Raw genomic sequence first — 14,895 nt, forward strand, 5'->3', positions numbered from 1 at the left:
AGCCGCTCCTTATTTTTTTGCCTTTTCGTAAGCGGCATGCCAATCAGGAAAAGCCTTGCGAAACTGAATCGGTTTGAAGCTCTCTTTATCAACGCATATATGAGAGGATGTCGCTTTGATGGCAAGTTCTTGATCCGGATTATAGATGTGGTAGCCGTAAACGGTTTTAAATCCGTTATATTCTTCAATCCAAGTATGTACGACAGCCGTTTCTCCGTAGCGGAGCGGCTTTTTATAAGAAATGCTGATATCCAATACAGGGGACAGCACTCCTCTATCTTCCATATCCTTGTAAAGGAATCCGAGTTCCTTAATCAGCGCCGTTCTGCCGACCTCCATCCAGACTAAGTAATTGGCATGATAGACGATACCCATTTGATCTGTTTCCGCATAACGCACTTCTATTTCTTTTTTTGACACATGCAACGTTCTCTGCTCCCTTATTATCAGATTAGCCCCATTTTATCACAACGAGCCGGAAAGAGAAAAAAACCAGGTTTCCCTGGTTTTTATTATGATTGATAGCCGTTTTCTCTTGCAGCCGATTCATCCTGGATTTCACTGCGGAACGATTCAATGCTTTCATTGCGTCTGGCATTCTTCTCTTGAATGCGCTGTTTTTCCTCATCTGTCGCAAATTCCATTGATTCTTTGGCTTCTTCTATATTTTCAATGGTATTCTGCACCATATCCTGCAGCTTTTCAACGTTATCGGAACGGTCATCCGGATTCGGTTTTTGATAATTGTTTGTCATAATGTCTGCTCTCCTTTGATGATGTTATTCGCCTTTCGTCTGCATGACAATCGGATGTCCGTTTGACTTGTCATGAAACTTTTCCCCTTTGTTGCGTTTATATTTAACGGGTTTTGTCCCTAAGTGGCTCGGAGCGTATTGCGGCTGGCCGTCTTTCTTGTTTATGCCCATGTTCATCCCTCCTTAAGAGTATATTTTGCAAAAGGAGGTGCAAACATGACTGCAAATTAAAGGTTATTTTTGTTTGAACCGCTGCTCCAGCTTTTCTTCAAGCTGATTCAAATATTCCGTATTGGTCATCAGCTCACGTTTATTTTCCATAACCAATTCATGAAAAGAACGTTTTCGCATTTTTTTCAATCTTCTCACCTCCGTGTTTTCATTCATTTTTTCCAATTTTTCAAAACCTAAGCCCTTCACAATAAAAAAACTGAACCTCTATTTGAGATCCAGTTTTTCTTTCATTTCTTTTTTTGTCATCGTGCCTACGCGAATATGCTGAATGGTTCCTTTTTCGTCTAATATGTATGTTGTCGGATAAGAAAGCACGTTGAAATCTCCGTTAATTCCGCTTTTGTCAATCAGAATAGGAAAGGTCAGCTGATAATGATCAGCAAATGATTTCACAGCCTGTATATTTTTTTCAGAGGATGTAAAATTAACGGCTGCTACCGCAATATCAGGATATTCTTTCTGCAGCTCCTGCATATCGGGCATTTCCATTCGGCACGGCTTGCACCACGTCGCCCAGAAATTGAGGAGCACTTTTTTTCCTTTATAATCAGAAAGGGAGATACTTTTTCCTGACAATGTATCAAGTGTAAAGTCAGGGGCTTTCATCCCTTCTTCTGTCCCTTCTTTCGGACTTTTTTGTACAGAATAAATGTTCCAGCCCGCATACACTAACAACCCGATAAGTAACATTCCGCCCAGCCATTTCGCAAGCATCTTAAGGCCTCCCGCATAAAAAGAGAGAAAGCAGACTGCTTTCTCTCCTTTGTTCATTCTGCTACTGTTTCATTTTATCGCGAAGCACCATTTGTAAAATGCCGCCGTGGCGATAGTAATCAATTTCCACTTCACTGTCAAAACGGACAACAACTTCAAATGTTTTTACCTTACCGTCTTCACTGATTGCTCTGACAGTCAGCAAGTCGCGCGGACGTACAGATTCATCAACATCCACCTCGATGACTTCCTTACCGGTTAAGCCGAGTGTATCCGCGTTTTCACCCTGTTTAAACTGAAGCGGCAGCACACCCATGAAGACGAGGTTGCTTCTGTGAATTCTTTCAAAGCTTTCGGCAATGACTGTTCTGATGCCGAGCAGGTTTGTTCCTTTTGCAGCCCAGTCACGTGAAGAGCCCATTCCGTAATCTTTTCCGGCCAGGACGACAAGACCCGTTTTATCTTCTTTATACCGCATGCAGGCATCATAAATAGATGTCACTTTCCCGGTAGGCCAATGTGTTGTGTATCCGCCTTCTGTGCCCGGTGCGATTTGGTTTTTAATGCGGATATTGGCGAATGTTCCTCTCATCATGACTTCATGGTTTCCGCGGCGTGAGCCGTAAGAGTTAAAGTCGCGAGGAGAAACGCCTTTTTCTTGCAGGTATTTGCCCGCCGGTGTGTCTTTTCCGATCGCTCCGGCCGGAGAAATGTGGTCAGTCGTCACAGAATCGCCGAATTTGCCGACAACACGAAGTCCTCTTAAAGGCTCAACTTTTCCCGGCTCTACAGACATTTCCTCAAAGAACGGCGGGTTTTGAATGTAAGTGGAATCCTGATCCCACTTGTACAGCGCTTCATCCGTCGTTTCGATTTCGTTCCAGCGCTGGTTGTCGTCAAATACCGTTTCATACTCTTTGCGGAATAATTCCGGCGTAACAGTCTGTTTGACGAGAGAATTGATTTCATCCATGGACGGCCAGATGTCATCGAAATAAACATTTTGTCCGTCATTTCCGACACCGATCGGATCCGTTTTCAGGTTGATATTCACAGTGCCTGCTAATGCGTATGCGACAACAAGCGGAGGTGACGCAAGGTAGTTTCCTTTGACAAGCGGATGGATCCGGCCTTCAAAGTTTCTGTTACCTGACAAGACAGAAGTGATCAAGAGATCATTTTTAGCAACCGCTTCTTCAATCTCTGGAGAAAGCGGGCCGGAGTTCCCGATACATGTCGTACAGCCATACCCTACGAGGTTAAAGCCGAGCTCCTTCATGTAAGGAAGCAGGCCTGAGTTGACTAAGTATCCAGTAACAACCTTAGACCCCGGTGCAAGTGATGTTTTAACATAATTCGGCACTTTCAAGCCTAATTCTACCGCTTTTTTGGCTACCAATCCGGCACCGATTAATACATAAGGGTTTGATGTATTCGTACAGCTTGTAATAGCGGCGATTGCAATCGCCCCTGTTTTCATAACCGCATCTTCGCCGCTGTTAAGTTTAAATGAAATTTCTTTGTTCTCTTCATCAGCATCCGCTCCGAATCCTTGGTTGCCGGCCGGGCTGACTAGATGTTTTTTAAACGTTTCCTGCATAACGGAAAGCGGGATTAAATCCTGCGGACGTTTCGGTCCTGATAGGTTCGCTTCAATTTTTGACAGATCAATTTCCACAACGTCTGTAAAAATCGGCTCTTCCGCGTCAGGCGTATAGAATAAACCGTTGTTGCGGCAGTATGCTTCCACAATATCGATCTGCTCTTCTTCACGGCCGGTCAGACGCAGGTAAGAAAGTGCTTCCTCGTCAACCGGGAAGAATCCGCAAGTCGCTCCGTATTCCGGCGCCATATTGGCAATAGTCGCCCGATCCGCAAGCGGAAGCTCAGCAACACCAGGACCGAAGAATTCAACAAATTTATTGACTACGCCTTTTTCGCGCAGCACTTGAGTGACTTTCAGCGCCAAGTCAGTCGCCGTTGTTCCGTTAGGCAATTTTCCGACAAGTTTCGCGCCGATGACCTCAGGAACAGGGAAATATGAAGGCTGGCCGAGCATTCCCGCTTCCGCCTCAATACCGCCGACACCCCAGCCGAGGACGCCGATTCCGTTAATCATTGTTGTATGGGAATCTGTTCCCACCAATGTATCAGGATATGTCACAAGTTCTCCGTCTTCCTCTTTCGTATGAACGACACTTGCCAAAAACTCAAGGTTCACCTGGTGAACGATACCTGTTGCAGGCGGAACGGCCTGATAATTGTTAAACGCTTTCTTTGCCCAGCTTAAAAATTTATAACGTTCTGCATTTCTTTCGAATTCTAAGTCCATATTAATGGCTAACGCGTCTTCCGTACCGGCTTTGTCGACTTGTACGGAATGGTCAATGACCAGGTCAACCGGAATTTCAGGATTGATTTTATCAGGGTCTCCGCCGACAGAAGCCATGGCTTTTCTTAAAGATGCCAGGTCAACTACGGCCGGAACGCCGGTAAAGTCCTGTAGAATAACCCGTGACGGTTTAAACGGCACATCGATATCTTTTAATTCAGCAGTACCCCATCTTGCTAAATTTTCAACATGTTCTTTTGTAATGACGCGTCCGTCTACCTGACGCAAAACGGATTCCAAAAGAACCTTAATAGAATAAGGAAGTTTTGAAACATTGCCGACCCCTGCGTCTTCCAATGCTTTTAATGAATAGTAGTTGTATGTTTTCCCATTTGAAGAAAATGTTTTTCTTGCTTGGAAAACGTCTTGTGTTGCGACTTTTTGCTGATTTGTCATTTCCCAAAATCCCCCTTCAATGATCAAGATCGTTCTTTAGATGAATGTTCACATTCCATCACAATTTTCTCACAATTTCATCTTAGTATAAAATCATACATAAGTAAATATCAATGTTTTTATTAAATACAATAAGATCGTCTTATCAGCATGATTTTCGGTAAATTTTGTCCGATTTTCCGCCTCATACAACGGGCTGTAAAGAGCCATATTAATGTTGAGGTGATGATCATGGTAAAACGGAAAGCCAATCATGTCATTAACGGCATGAATGATGCGAAAAGCCAAGGCAAAGGCGCGGGTTATATAGAAAATGACCAGCTCGTCCTGACGGAAGAAGAACGGCAGAACAATAAAAAAAGAAAAACAAACCAATAGCCGGAACACCTTAAAAAGGAGGCTTTAACATGACAAATAAAAATACGAGTAAAGATATGCATAAAAATGCTCCGAAGGGCCATAACCCCGGCCAGCCGGAACCGCTGAGCGGAAGCAAAAAAGTGAAAAACCGCAACCATACAAGACAAAAACATAATACAAGCCACGATATGTAAAACAGACCCCGTGTCTGTTTTTTTGTGTCATTCACCCATTCAAAGCTTCTGCATACGTTATAGCAAGGCTTTTTAATATGGAGGGATGCTTCCATGAATCACTCAAAAAACGCTGAAGAATTTGATGATACGGAAGAATGGCTGCGGCAGTTTTACGAGGACCCGTATGCTTGGTATGACGAGACGCTGCCGATCGATCTATATGAAACAAGCCGTCAATATATCATTGAAGCCGACCTGACGATGCTGAAGCAGGTGCAAGCGATAACCGTCACTCTTTCGGGGAATGAATTTATGCTCTCTGTTAAAACGCTTGAACGGACGTTAAACAAACAAATGGTGCTTCCTTTTTATCTGAATGACAAACATATTTTCACTGATTTCACCAACCATATTCTGACCGTCTCCATGAACAAGGAGCCAAATGAGACTCCTGCCTCATTTTCCTTTCAATTTCCTCTATAACATAAAAAAGCCGCTTTCATCCCTCAATGGAAGCGGCTTTTTTGTCCGGTCATATCAGTCATATACCCTCAAAGTGAATCTCCCATGGCCAAATAGCAGAATCACTATACGATAGAATATGTTCTAGCAACCGGAATGACTGGACATCTATCATTTTTTCTATTCTTTTTTTCATGTGTTCTTCTATTCTGTCTTCGTTTACAATATGGTTAAAGTAAGGAGGAGATAGAACAATGCTGGAAGGCTGGTTTATGTGGTTTATTTTATTTTGGGTCATCGTGATGATCGGATTGCTGTCTATCGGCGGGTTTTTTATGTTTCGAAAATTTTTAAAACGCTTACCGAAAGAAGACGGCCGGTCAGAACTGGATTGGCAGGACTATTATATTGAAAAAAGCAGGCACTTATGGAATGAGGGTGACAAGGCGTTTTTGGATGAATTGGTCGCCCCCGTGCCGGAGCTCTTTCGGGATGTAGCCAAAGCGAAAATCGCCGGAAAAATCGGTGAACTTTCCTTAGCGGAGGAAGCTGAACAAATAAATCGTGATTTAATCATCAGGGGTTACATACTGGCCACTCCTAAGCGTGATCATCAATTTTTAAAAAAGCATCTCCGTGAAAAACAGATTGATCTTACTCCTTATCAAGCCCTGCTCAAATAAAAAACCTTTCCGGCGTACGGAAAGGTTTTAATTCATCTGAATATCAGCGGTCTTCAGTTCATTCGAAAGTTTGCGGTAAGACAAAAACATCGCGATGCGCCACGGGACAATCATTCCGAAAGCCAGAATCCAAAACATTCCGCTTAAAGCTCCGTAATCAATCGTCGTGCTCAAAATGGATTTCATAGCGATTCTGATAACCAAGAGACCAATCAGGATAAACACAAACGCTTTTGACCGTTTTAAATAGATTTCATTATTTTTAATCTCAAATTTAGATGTTTTAATCAGAAAAATAGAGAAGATCACGCCCAGCGTAATGGCCTCCAAAAATTCTTCGCCCGTCACTCTGAAAATCGGAAAAAGGAACATAAGCGCTCCCGTACTCATGAAAATCGGCGGGAGAATTATTTTTTTAGGTGAAGCGGGCTTGTCGGAGGATTTAATCCTGACGATCATCACGGAAATTGCCATGGCCGCTACAATAACGGATGAAATTATAATCATCATCTTTATCATTCCTTTGCTTGCACGGAGTTTGATACTATATACTATACTCCAAAAACATAAAAAAAACCAATTTGAAAAGAGAACACATTTACGTTCCCGTTACCCGGCCTACGGCCTCCAGCACTTTAGATGCTTCAAACGGTTTAACGATAAAGTCTTTAGCGCCTAATTCAATCGCTTCCAGAACGATCCGCTGCTGCCGCATGGCGGTGCACATGATGATCCGGGCTTTCGGGTCAAAAGCTAAAATATCCTGCAGGGCCTGTATACCGTTTTTGACCGGCATGGTAATATCCATTGTCACCAGGTCGGGACGGATTTTTTGATATACTGCCAGGGCTTCCTTACCGTCAGCCGCTTCCCCGGCAACTGTATAATTCGCCGATTCCAGAATCTCTCTGATTTTCACCCTCATGAACTTGGCGTCATCTACAACTAAAACTCGTGTCATATTCCCCTCCACATATTTAACATTAACTAGTCTTATTGTACCAAAAACAAAAGGGTATATAATAGTTCAAAAGTTATTAATCCGTTACAGACCCGTAAATCCTCCGAAAAGATTTGACAGAACGATCAGAATGTAGCTCATCCAGTTAAAAAACAGCATAACTCCGATCAGAATCATAAGAATGCCGCCGATTTTCATGATAAGCAGCTGATGCTTGCGAATCCAATTCATTCTGGTAATAAAAAATGAAAGAACAAGAAAAGGAATCGCAAATCCGAGAACATATAAAAACATATACGGCACTGCTGAAGAAGGATTTGTATTGGCCAGCGAAAACACGGCTCCTAAAATAGGCCCGCTGCACGGCGACCAGCCGGCTGCAAACGCAAGACCGATCAGAACCGAACCGATAAACCCCTCCGGACGGCGCTTAAAGTGAATGCGCCGCTCTTTCATCATGAATTTCGGCTGAAACACACCGGCAGTAATCAGCCCGAAAAGGATCAGCATGATAGCGCCAAACTGGCGGATCGCTTCATGATATTGGGTAAAAAAACTGCCGATAAACGAAGTTCCATATCCCAATGCGATAAAAATCACGGAGAAACCAAGCAAAAAACAAAGTGTATGCACGAGGCCACGCTTTTGCAGCATCACCTTTTCTGTTTTCACCTCGTCCATACTGACACCAGTTATGTAAGATAAAAAGGCGGGGTACAACGGCAGACAGCATGGAGAAATGAAAGACAGAAATCCGGCCCCAAACGTCAGAAAGTAATTAAAACTCACGATGACACACTCCCTTCGAGTTATGACAAAATCATTTCATTTTTTTAACACTTTTCCGAGAAGGATTACTTTTTATAGAAAAAGCTTATATAATTTAATTTGACATCGAGATATTATACTCCTTCTTATTTGAAAAACAGTATAAATGTGGATATAATAATAGCGACTCAGGTGAAAGATTTATGTATGAAAGGATATATCCCTGTGATTAGAGAGCATCTATTAAATGAAATTGAAAAAAAACGGGCAGAGCTGCTTAAAATCGTCATGACAAACGGAATGACATCAAACATTACGATAGAACTCAGCCAGGAGCTTGACCACCTTCTCATACAATACCAAAAAGAACTGCACACCGGCAGTTGGGGTGAAACATGACGCCAAAATAAAAAACCCTCTCCGGGTTTTTTATTTTTATAACCATGTATCTCTATATCATAATCTGTACGTATTATTTCGCTTGATTATTCATGGCTTTCATCATTTGATTAATTTTCTTTTGAGAAGGTTTCATTCCCATTTGCATCATCATCATGCGTAACATTTGTTCATTAATAGGCGGATTCTTTTTCAAATAGCTCATCATATATTTACGAGCAATAAAAAACCCGAGTGCAACACCTATGAGCAATGCGACAACGCCCACTAGGATGCCAACCCATAAAGTCATTTTATTTCCTCCTTCATGTTGTCTAGTTTAAAGTGTACTAAACCAAAGGCTATTATACAACATTTACATCTCTTTTTCCTCGTTTTTAGACAAAATTTCTTTCTCTGACCGGATTTAACCACCCGTAGCGCCGTGTCTTGAAATCCATTGCAAGAAAACAGGGGCTGATTTTACGCAGAATCTCAAAGAAAATCGTTTCCGCCTCATAATCTCCCGAAGCCGCAATCTCAATTAAACTGTCTTTCATCATGAAGGTGGCGCGGCCCTTTTCTCCAGGCAGTGTAAGCCGGTAAATGGAATCCAAACGGCTGTAACTCATTCGGTTTAAATGCAGCTGGAGACGCTGATGCATATGTATCACCGGAATCGGTTCCGTTATATATTGAACTTGCTTTTCTGTCATTTGATATTCCTGGGGCGTCAGATCTGTCCAATGATAGTCTCGAAACAACTCAAACATAGCCGTTTCCCGCCCGAAGTAGTGGTTGGCAAACTCATCCTTTATCAGGTGCGTATAGTAATGACGTTCCATTTCCTCATCCCCTTTTACAGCGCTTCGTTATTGCTTTCTATTATACAAAAGGAGAAAAGAAAGAATTGTCTATTACTGTTACGCCGCTCCTTCTATTTTTGTCGCATAAACAGGAAAAAGAGGATGATTTGACTCATCCTCTTTTGTCTCGTTATTTGTTTAAAAGTTTTTTCACGCGGTCAACCACGTTTCCTGCAGTAAATCCGTATTCTTTCATAATTGTTTCTCCCGGAGCTGAAGCACCGAAACGGTCAATTGCGAGAACGTCTCCTTCAAGACCGGTAAATTTACCCCATCCGAAGCTTGAACCCATTTCGATCGCAAGACGTTTCGTCACATTCGGAGGAAGCACGCTGTTTTTGTACTCAGCCGATTGTTTTTCAAAGCGGTCCCAGCTCGGCATGCTGACTACAGATACGTGAATGTTTTCTTCAGCCAGTTTCGCTTGAGCTTCGATCGCAAGTCCGACTTCAGAACCTGTCGCTAAAAGAAGAGCGGCCGGTGATTCCGTTTGGGCTTTGGAAACGATATAAGCCCCTTTTTCCACGCCCGCATACGCTTCTTCAGCCTGCTGATCAATCGTCGGCAGGTTTTGGCGTGTCAATACAAGAGCTGTCGGATGATCTTGGCTTTGAACGGCAACCTTCCATGCAGCTGCGGTTTCATTTCCGTCAGCAGGTCTGATCACAGAAAGGTTAGGAAGTGCGCGTAAAGAAGCAAGCTGCTCAATCGGTTCGTGAGTCGGCCCGTCCTCTCCTACGGCAATACTGTCATGCGTGAATACATAAGTGACGGGAAGACCCATCAATGACGCCAGGCGAATGGCAGGTCTTAAATAATCAGAGAACACAAAGAATGTGCCGCCGAATACGCGGAGGCCGCCGTGAAGCGCCATTCCGTTTAATGCAGCGCCCATCGCAAATTCACGGACACCGAACCAGAAGTTTTTCCCGGCGTAGTCTTTGGCCGTGAAGTCTCCTCCATTTTTGATTGTCGTTTTATTTGAACCCGCAAGGTCAGCAGATCCCCCGACAAAGAAAGGAATTTTCTTAGCGATTCCGTTCAGCACCTCACCTGAAGATGCGCGGGAAGCAAGGCTGCTGCCTTTTTCATAAACGGGAACTTCCTGATCCCAGTCTTTAGGAAGCTCGCCTTTCATACCGAGTGACAGCTGTTCAGCAAGCTCAGGATATTTTTCTTTATAAGCCGCGAACAGGTCATTCCATTCCTGTTCTTTTTTCGAGCCGGCTTCTTTTACCGCTTTATTGAAATGCCCGTATACTTCTTCCGGAACATAAAAATCTTCTTCAAACGTCCAAGCATACGCTTCTTTTGTCAGCTTGCTCTCTTCTTGTCCTAACGGAGCGCCGTGAACGCCGGATGTGCCCGCGCGGTTTGGAGAACCGAAACCGATTGTCGTTTTCACTTCGATCAATGTCGGTTTTTTATCATTCTGGCGCGCTTTTTCAATTGCAGCCGTCAATTCAGCAATGTTGTTTCCGTCCTCAACATAAAGAACTTCCCAGTTCATTGCTTCAAAACGCTGCTTTACATTTTCAGAGAAAGAACGGTCTAAATCGCCGTCTAAGGAAATGTCATTAGAATCGTATAATACGATCAGGCGGCCTAATTCAAGATGGCCTGCAAGAGAAGCGGCTTCGGAAGAAATGCCTTCCATTAAATCGCCGTCTCCGCAAATACTGTATGTATAATGATCAACTACGTTGAATGAATCACGGTTATATGTCTCAGCCAGATGGCGTTCTGCAATTGCCATTCCCACTGCCATTGCAATACCCTGTCCAAGCGGCCCGGTAGTTGCGTCTACTCCGGCTGTATGCCCGAACTCCGGATGTCCCGGTGTTTTGCTTCCCCATTGACGGAACTGTTTCAAGTCTTCAATGCTGAGGTCATATCCGCTTAAATGCAGCATGCTGTATAAAAGCATTGAACCGTGGCCTGCTGATAAAACAAAGCGGTCGCGGTTAAACCAGCCCGGATTCTGCGGGTTTACATTCATAAATTTCGTCCACAACGTATATGCCATCGGAGCGGCTCCCATCGGCATGCCCGGATGTCCGGAATTCGCTTTTTCAATTGCGTCTATAGATAGTGTACGAATGGTGGCAACTGATTTCTTTTCAATTGTATCCATTATAATCCCCTTCCATATTGTTGTACCTTTTCATCATAAAGCGATGCTGACTTTTTCTCAACTCTTTCAGCTTAAATTTGAGATAAACTTGTTGAAAATTGTCGTAAAGCACATCCTGATATTAGTATATACGAAAAAAGAATACGTATTGCCGTATTCTTTCTGTTTAATGAAGATTATTTTTCTGTTGTTCTCTTTTTAGTTTTTCAGGGGTGACATCGTTGCCTTCCGGATCAATCACTTTTACGCTCTTTAACGTATTTTTCATTGAGGAGCGGAATCCTTTCAAATACTCCTGGCGAAGCTTTTGCTGTTCAGCTTTTTCCTCATCCGTTATCGTGTTTGATTTAGCTTTTTGAGCCAATTCGTTAATTCTTGCGATTTTTTCTTTAGAAATCATAATAAGCTCCTTTGGTGCGTGTTGATTATATACTACTAAAACGCAGTCTTTTTTACAACTGATGCGCGTCAGCTGCCTTCTGTGTCTGCGGTATATTCCTGAAACCGCCGGTGAACCGTGGCTTTGGACACATCGTAGCCGAATCCCCTTAAGGTCGCTGCGATTTCTGCAAAGGTAAGCTTGTTGGCTCTCAGCCTGATAATTTCCGAAACCGGAACCTCTTTTTTTTCTTTTCCGCTGTTTTCATGTCTGTTTTTCAGATTCCGTTCAGGTTTGTAGCCGTTTTTCACGGCTCTTTTCATTCCCCGCCGGATTTTCATATTGTGAATTTTCCTTTGATATTCCTCAACAATACTGACGATTTCGAGTACCATCGAATCAGCTTCGGAAAGCTCCAGTTCACCTTTATGAGCCGTCGTATATATTTTTACGTTCTCCCTGTAAATGCAATGCAAAAGCGCAATCTTGGCGTTTCCTCTTCCCAATCTCGTTTCGTCCTGCACCAATATCGCGTCAATATGTGATTTTTTAATTTCATCAAGCATTTCAAATACTCCGTCGCGGTCCATTTCGTAACCGCTGGCTTTCTCAGAAATGACTTTCACGACTTCCATGCCGTTTGCAGCAGCGATCTCACTGAGCTCCTCTTCCTGTCTTTTTAATGACGTTTGCTGCTGTTCTTTGTTTGTGCTTACTCGGGCATAAATGAGCGCCTTCATTTCTCTCTTTCCTCTCTAATTGACAATGGCCAGCTGATATACGGCCGGATGCTTTTTCTTAACCGGAAGAATAAGTTCGTCTCCGGGCTTTATATCAGCAGTTTGGAGATGATTATTCTCCGTCACCCACTCAATGAAATCTTCTTTATTAATGTGTTTCTTTTCTGCTACATGATCCGCAAGTGACCAGAGTGTATCGCCGTCCTGAACCTTTATTTTAACATATTGGCTGAGGGACTGATCATTTCCCGCACATGAGACAAGTAAAATAGCGGCACTTAAAATCGCAGTAAACAGCCCGACAAATATAATAGATTCTTTCGCCATGTAAACAACCTCCGATAAGAATGTTTGTTCGCTTTTTATACCTTTCAGTATATACGAACAAACGTTTCTGTCAATCGTTTTTTTCGAACCTATGTTTGTACTGTCAGGAAAATCATGCTATAATCTACTTAAAATCGACGTTTTGAGGTGCGAAATATGACGAAGCTATCAAAAAGGCAGCTTGATATCCTGCGTTTTATTAAAGAAGAGGTAAAAACGAAAGGATATCCGCCTTCTGTAAGAGAGATAGGAGAAGCAGTAGGACTGGCTTCCAGTTCAACCGTGCACGGCCATTTGGCGCGGCTGGAGACAAAAGGCCTGATCAGACGGGACCCAACTAAACCGAGGGCGATTGAGGTATTGGATGAAGAAGAAGTCCAAATTCCGAAAAGCCAGGTCGTAAACGTTCCGGTCATCGGGAAAGTGACGGCGGGTATTCCGATTACGGCTGTTGAAAATATCGACGAGTATTTTCCGCTTCCTGACCGGATGGTTCCTCCGGGCGAACATGTCTTTATGTTAGAAATCATGGGAGAAAGTATGATCGACGCCGGCATTTTTGACAAAGATTACGTCATTGTCAAACAGCAGAACACGGCCAATAACGGAGAAATCGTCGTAGCTATGACCGAAGATGATGAAGCGACGGTCAAGCGCTTCTATAAAGAAGACAATTATGTGCGGCTGCAGCCGGAAAATCCGACGATGGAGCCGATTATCCTGCAAAACGTAAGCATTTTGGGGAAAGTTATCGGCGTATTCAGAGCCGTACATTAATTCTATTAAACTTCATTTATCGTAAAAAACCCCTTACAGAGGGGTTTTTTTGCATAAAAAAAGCAGATTCGCCCTGGCTTAAGAAACGAATCTGCTAAGGAGGAAAAACTTACATTCTTATTATCCGACATCACACTTTTGAAGTCAACTAATAATGTTTCCTTCGAGAAACTTTTCATTCTTTTTTCAACTTTGTATATTTGTGCGTGATGAATTTACTTTTGTTTATGTTTTCTTTGGACGGGTGCATTAAAATTTATATATGAATATTTAGTACATAGTACAATAAGTTATTTTTAAATATAAAAAAACCCGCTGCCTTTAGCGAGTATCTATTTTCAATCAAAATGATAATATTCTACACCGTAAAACCCTTTAATATAGACGGGGCCACAGACGTTTGAAGAACTTTCAACCAGAATTCTGTATTTGTGATACGGATCAATTGATTTTTTATCCTGGGCACTGAGGTTTAACCAGCTGCCGCTGTAGTTTTTAGAACTTAATGTATAAAAATTCCCGTTCAGCGCCATCCGCTGGAGTTTCATGCTTAAACCGCACGAAGAGTTGTTCATTATGGTGAACTTATATCCTAAAAAGTAATCGTCGGCAGCTACAGCCCCCGGATTTTCAATATGAAACTCTTTTGCATTTCCCTCCAAAGTGAAGCTTGTTTTTGATCCGAATTCAGTGGTAGCCGCTTTAGCTGAGTGTATTCCGCTAAAACATAATAAAAAAACAGCAATACATATCCAGTATTTTTTCATTTGCATCCCCCTTTTTACATATTTTAACTTGCGAATCCTGTGATGTCTATTCACATTTTATTAAAACGTATACTTTATAACCACTATATACCAGTTTAAAAATTTGCGGATTGCTTACAATGAATACTAAACGAAATAACGAAGGTGGTTCAAATGAAACACGTAATTGCTTTCGCTTCTAAAACGGCGCTCACACTTGCTTTACTGTACATTGTTTTGGATCTTATGTACCAAGTAACCTTTTTAAACGTTCTGTTTATTACAGTGATCTTAAGTTTAATCACTTATTTTGCGGGTGATTGCATGATTCTGCCGAGAACAAGCAATTTCACAGCCGTTGCAGCTGATTTCGGAATTTCATTCATTATATTATGGATATTCCTTATGAACATTGGCGGATTTAATGTCTCTCCTGCCGCGGCATCGGTTATCTCTGCACTTTGCATTTCTGTTTTTGAGGCATTTTTTCACCGGTATTTGCAGCAATATGTACTTCCCGAAGATTATCAGGACACAACAGAGACGGATAGCACGCTATGGAGCTATCAAATCGAGGCGTCTGAAGAATTAGTACCGGAAAAAGACCCTCAGGAAAAAACATAAAAAGGAGGCGCAATCGCCTCCTT

23 protein-coding genes are annotated in these 14,895 nt (G+C 42.5%); 7 read left to right on the forward strand and 16 right to left on the reverse strand.

Annotated features, from left to right (window positions below):
* Positions 1-9: 9 nt before the first annotated feature.
* From NQS30_RS10815 to acnA, 6 genes are all read right to left on the reverse strand, one after another.
* Positions 10-426: a YbgC/FadM family acyl-CoA thioesterase gene (locus NQS30_RS10815; RefSeq protein WP_003153973.1), complete on the reverse strand. Its 417-nt coding sequence runs from the start codon at positions 424-426 to the stop codon at positions 10-12.
* A gap of 86 nt (positions 427-512) precedes the next feature.
* Entirely contained in the window at positions 513-755 is a 243-nt protein-coding gene (gene tlp / locus NQS30_RS10820; RefSeq protein ID WP_007410320.1) for a small acid-soluble spore protein Tlp, read from the reverse strand.
* A 24-nt stretch (positions 756-779) separates the two neighbouring features.
* Positions 780-926, reverse strand: a complete 147-nt coding sequence (locus tag NQS30_RS10825) for an acid-soluble spore protein N (RefSeq protein ID WP_003153977.1) — start codon at positions 924-926, stop codon at positions 780-782.
* A 63-nt stretch (positions 927-989) separates the two neighbouring features.
* The gene (locus tag NQS30_RS10830) at positions 990-1,115 is read right to left on the reverse strand and encodes an FbpB family small basic protein (protein ID WP_012117651.1); all 126 of its coding nucleotides are present in this window, start codon (positions 1,113-1,115) and stop codon (positions 990-992) included.
* 78 nt (positions 1,116-1,193) lie between these two features.
* Positions 1,194-1,703 (reverse strand): TlpA family protein disulfide reductase, encoded by a 510-nt coding sequence (locus NQS30_RS10835; protein WP_003153980.1) that lies wholly within the window; start codon positions 1,701-1,703, stop codon positions 1,194-1,196.
* A 61-nt stretch (positions 1,704-1,764) separates the two neighbouring features.
* Positions 1,765-4,491, reverse strand: coding sequence for an aconitate hydratase AcnA (acnA, locus tag NQS30_RS10840; RefSeq protein WP_025284789.1), 2,727 nt, complete (start codon positions 4,489-4,491; stop codon positions 1,765-1,767).
* Between the two features lie 231 nt (positions 4,492-4,722).
* On the opposite strand from acnA, the gene sspO reads away from it, so the two are divergent.
* From sspO to NQS30_RS10860, 4 genes are all read left to right on the forward strand, one after another.
* On the forward strand, positions 4,723-4,869 hold the full coding sequence (gene sspO / locus NQS30_RS10845; protein WP_003153982.1) for an acid-soluble spore protein SspO: 147 nt from the start codon (positions 4,723-4,725) through the stop codon (positions 4,867-4,869).
* A 29-nt stretch (positions 4,870-4,898) separates the two neighbouring features.
* Positions 4,899-5,045, forward strand: a complete 147-nt coding sequence (locus NQS30_RS10850) for a small acid-soluble spore protein P (protein WP_003153984.1) — start codon at positions 4,899-4,901, stop codon at positions 5,043-5,045.
* Positions 5,046-5,138: 93 nt separating this feature from the next.
* On the forward strand, positions 5,139-5,510 hold the full coding sequence (locus NQS30_RS10855; RefSeq protein WP_015239929.1) for an Hsp20/alpha crystallin family protein: 372 nt from the start codon (positions 5,139-5,141) through the stop codon (positions 5,508-5,510).
* A 233-nt stretch (positions 5,511-5,743) separates the two neighbouring features.
* A complete protein-coding gene (locus tag NQS30_RS10860) occupies positions 5,744-6,172 on the forward strand; it encodes a DUF2621 domain-containing protein (RefSeq protein WP_007410325.1) in 429 nt (142 codons plus the stop codon).
* Between the two features lie 27 nt (positions 6,173-6,199).
* Here NQS30_RS10860 and NQS30_RS10865 read toward each other — a convergent pair whose 3' ends face one another.
* From NQS30_RS10865 to NQS30_RS10875, 3 genes are all read right to left on the reverse strand, one after another.
* Positions 6,200-6,691, reverse strand: coding sequence for a CcdC family protein (locus NQS30_RS10865; RefSeq protein ID WP_218791745.1), 492 nt, complete (start codon positions 6,689-6,691; stop codon positions 6,200-6,202).
* Positions 6,692-6,770: 79 nt separating this feature from the next.
* Positions 6,771-7,133 carry a response regulator gene (locus tag NQS30_RS10870; RefSeq protein ID WP_015239928.1) on the reverse strand — a complete coding sequence of 121 codons (363 nt, stop codon included), beginning with the start codon at positions 7,131-7,133 and terminating at the stop codon, positions 6,771-6,773.
* 84 nt (positions 7,134-7,217) lie between these two features.
* Positions 7,218-7,925: a cytochrome c biogenesis protein CcdA gene (locus tag NQS30_RS10875; RefSeq protein WP_088056486.1), complete on the reverse strand. Its 708-nt coding sequence runs from the start codon at positions 7,923-7,925 to the stop codon at positions 7,218-7,220.
* A gap of 201 nt (positions 7,926-8,126) precedes the next feature.
* On the opposite strand from NQS30_RS10875, the gene NQS30_RS10880 reads away from it, so the two are divergent.
* Complete coding sequence (locus tag NQS30_RS10880) at positions 8,127-8,300, forward strand: aspartyl-phosphate phosphatase Spo0E family protein (RefSeq protein ID WP_012117647.1); 174 nt, start codon at positions 8,127-8,129, stop codon at positions 8,298-8,300.
* Positions 8,301-8,373: 73 nt separating this feature from the next.
* Here NQS30_RS10880 and NQS30_RS10885 read toward each other — a convergent pair whose 3' ends face one another.
* The 6 genes from NQS30_RS10885 to yneA all read right to left on the reverse strand — a co-directional run bounded on the left by NQS30_RS10885 (position 8,374) and on the right by yneA (position 12,725).
* The gene (locus tag NQS30_RS10885) at positions 8,374-8,592 is read right to left on the reverse strand and encodes a YneF family protein (protein WP_003153994.1); all 219 of its coding nucleotides are present in this window, start codon (positions 8,590-8,592) and stop codon (positions 8,374-8,376) included.
* Between the two features lie 85 nt (positions 8,593-8,677).
* Entirely contained in the window at positions 8,678-9,124 is a 447-nt protein-coding gene (gene sirA, locus NQS30_RS10890; protein WP_003153995.1) for a sporulation inhibitor of replication protein SirA, read from the reverse strand.
* Between the two features lie 151 nt (positions 9,125-9,275).
* Positions 9,276-11,279 (reverse strand): transketolase, encoded by a 2,004-nt coding sequence (gene tkt, locus NQS30_RS10895; RefSeq protein ID WP_015239927.1) that lies wholly within the window; start codon positions 11,277-11,279, stop codon positions 9,276-9,278.
* Positions 11,280-11,445: 166 nt separating this feature from the next.
* Positions 11,446-11,679 carry a DUF896 domain-containing protein gene (locus NQS30_RS10900; protein WP_003153997.1) on the reverse strand — a complete coding sequence of 78 codons (234 nt, stop codon included), beginning with the start codon at positions 11,677-11,679 and terminating at the stop codon, positions 11,446-11,448.
* Between the two features lie 68 nt (positions 11,680-11,747).
* The gene (locus tag NQS30_RS10905) at positions 11,748-12,398 is read right to left on the reverse strand and encodes a YneB family resolvase-like protein (RefSeq protein ID WP_003153998.1); all 651 of its coding nucleotides are present in this window, start codon (positions 12,396-12,398) and stop codon (positions 11,748-11,750) included.
* A gap of 15 nt (positions 12,399-12,413) precedes the next feature.
* Positions 12,414-12,725 carry a cell division suppressor protein YneA gene (gene yneA / locus NQS30_RS10910; protein WP_003154001.1) on the reverse strand — a complete coding sequence of 104 codons (312 nt, stop codon included), beginning with the start codon at positions 12,723-12,725 and terminating at the stop codon, positions 12,414-12,416.
* Positions 12,726-12,881: 156 nt separating this feature from the next.
* Here yneA and lexA point away from each other — a divergent pair, with 156 nt between their 5' ends.
* Positions 12,882-13,502 (forward strand): transcriptional repressor LexA, encoded by a 621-nt coding sequence (lexA, locus tag NQS30_RS10915; protein ID WP_007611720.1) that lies wholly within the window; start codon positions 12,882-12,884, stop codon positions 13,500-13,502.
* Positions 13,503-13,840: 338 nt separating this feature from the next.
* Here the strand turns inward: lexA and NQS30_RS10920 are convergent, their stop codons facing one another.
* Positions 13,841-14,269 (reverse strand): hypothetical protein, encoded by a 429-nt coding sequence (locus NQS30_RS10920; protein WP_003154006.1) that lies wholly within the window; start codon positions 14,267-14,269, stop codon positions 13,841-13,843.
* Positions 14,270-14,422: 153 nt separating this feature from the next.
* Here NQS30_RS10920 and NQS30_RS10925 point away from each other — a divergent pair, with 153 nt between their 5' ends.
* Positions 14,423-14,872 (forward strand): YndM family protein, encoded by a 450-nt coding sequence (locus tag NQS30_RS10925; RefSeq protein WP_052827479.1) that lies wholly within the window; start codon positions 14,423-14,425, stop codon positions 14,870-14,872.
* The last annotated feature ends 23 nt before the right edge of the window (positions 14,873-14,895 follow it).

Origin of the sequence: Bacillus sp. B1(2022) (assembly GCF_040259625.1) — a bacterium.
In the GTDB taxonomy this organism is placed as follows: Bacteria; Bacillota; Bacilli; order Bacillales; family Bacillaceae; genus Bacillus; species Bacillus velezensis.

What these genes read in the sequence shown, in the direction of transcription:
- tlp (WP_007410320.1), bottom strand. Translation starts at nt 755, where the DNA reads ATGACAAACAATTATCAAAAACCGAATCCGGATGACCGTTCCGATAAC.
- NQS30_RS10825 (WP_003153977.1), bottom strand. Translation starts at nt 926, where the DNA reads ATGGGCATAAACAAGAAAGACGGCCAGCCGCAATACGCTCCGAGCCAC.
- NQS30_RS10835 (WP_003153980.1), bottom strand. Translation starts at nt 1,703, where the DNA reads ATGCTTGCGAAATGGCTGGGCGGAATGTTACTTATCGGGTTGTTAGTG.
- acnA (WP_025284789.1), bottom strand. Translation starts at nt 4,491, where the DNA reads ATGACAAATCAGCAAAAAGTCGCAACACAAGACGTTTTCCAAGCAAGA.
- sspO (WP_003153982.1), top strand. Translation starts at nt 4,723, where the DNA reads ATGGTAAAACGGAAAGCCAATCATGTCATTAACGGCATGAATGATGCG.
- NQS30_RS10850 (WP_003153984.1), top strand. Translation starts at nt 4,899, where the DNA reads ATGACAAATAAAAATACGAGTAAAGATATGCATAAAAATGCTCCGAAG.
- NQS30_RS10855 (WP_015239929.1), top strand. Translation starts at nt 5,139, where the DNA reads ATGAATCACTCAAAAAACGCTGAAGAATTTGATGATACGGAAGAATGG.
- NQS30_RS10860 (WP_007410325.1), top strand. Translation starts at nt 5,744, where the DNA reads ATGCTGGAAGGCTGGTTTATGTGGTTTATTTTATTTTGGGTCATCGTG.
- NQS30_RS10865 (WP_218791745.1), bottom strand. Translation starts at nt 6,691, where the DNA reads ATGATAAAGATGATGATTATAATTTCATCCGTTATTGTAGCGGCCATG.
- NQS30_RS10870 (WP_015239928.1), bottom strand. Translation starts at nt 7,133, where the DNA reads ATGACACGAGTTTTAGTTGTAGATGACGCCAAGTTCATGAGGGTGAAA.
- NQS30_RS10885 (WP_003153994.1), bottom strand. Translation starts at nt 8,592, where the DNA reads ATGACTTTATGGGTTGGCATCCTAGTGGGCGTTGTCGCATTGCTCATA.
- sirA (WP_003153995.1), bottom strand. Translation starts at nt 9,124, where the DNA reads ATGGAACGTCATTACTATACGCACCTGATAAAGGATGAGTTTGCCAAC.
- tkt (WP_015239927.1), bottom strand. Translation starts at nt 11,279, where the DNA reads ATGGATACAATTGAAAAGAAATCAGTTGCCACCATTCGTACACTATCT.
- NQS30_RS10900 (WP_003153997.1), bottom strand. Translation starts at nt 11,679, where the DNA reads ATGATTTCTAAAGAAAAAATCGCAAGAATTAACGAATTGGCTCAAAAA.
- NQS30_RS10905 (WP_003153998.1), bottom strand. Translation starts at nt 12,398, where the DNA reads ATGAAGGCGCTCATTTATGCCCGAGTAAGCACAAACAAAGAACAGCAG.
- yneA (WP_003154001.1), bottom strand. Translation starts at nt 12,725, where the DNA reads ATGGCGAAAGAATCTATTATATTTGTCGGGCTGTTTACTGCGATTTTA.
- lexA (WP_007611720.1), top strand. Translation starts at nt 12,882, where the DNA reads ATGACGAAGCTATCAAAAAGGCAGCTTGATATCCTGCGTTTTATTAAA.
- NQS30_RS10920 (WP_003154006.1), bottom strand. Translation starts at nt 14,269, where the DNA reads ATGAAAAAATACTGGATATGTATTGCTGTTTTTTTATTATGTTTTAGC.
- NQS30_RS10925 (WP_052827479.1), top strand. Translation starts at nt 14,423, where the DNA reads ATGAAACACGTAATTGCTTTCGCTTCTAAAACGGCGCTCACACTTGCT.